At 31.2% G+C, this 304-nt stretch carries 1 protein-coding gene; it reads left to right on the forward strand.

From position 1 onward, the window contains the following. The coding region (locus B0A67_RS01215; protein WP_242670901.1) for a putative quinol monooxygenase at window positions 1-282 on the forward strand (282 nt) is incomplete at its 5' end. Between the last annotated feature and the right edge of the window lie 22 nt (window positions 283-304).

Here is a 304-nt window from a genome sequence, read left to right on the forward strand (position 1 = left end):
GTAAAAATGAGTTTTCACGAAGAAAAAATCCCGGATTTTCTGGAAAATTTCGAAAGTGTGAAAGACAAAATACGAAATGCTGAGGGAAATCGTTTTTTAGAATTGTATCAGGATAAAAATGACAAATGCATCTTTTTCACCTATAGCTACTGGGAAACAGAAGAACATTTAGAGAATTATAGAAATTCTGAGTTTTTTAATTCTGTTTGGAGTTTTACAAAAAAATTGTTCAATGCAAAACCGGAAGCGTGGAGTGTGGATAAGCTCGTTACTTTAAATTAGTTTATTTGTTTCAAGTTTTAGG

Origin of the sequence: Flavobacterium aquidurense (genome assembly GCF_002217195.1) — a bacterium.
GTDB lineage: Bacteria > Bacteroidota > Bacteroidia > Flavobacteriales > Flavobacteriaceae > Flavobacterium > Flavobacterium frigidimaris.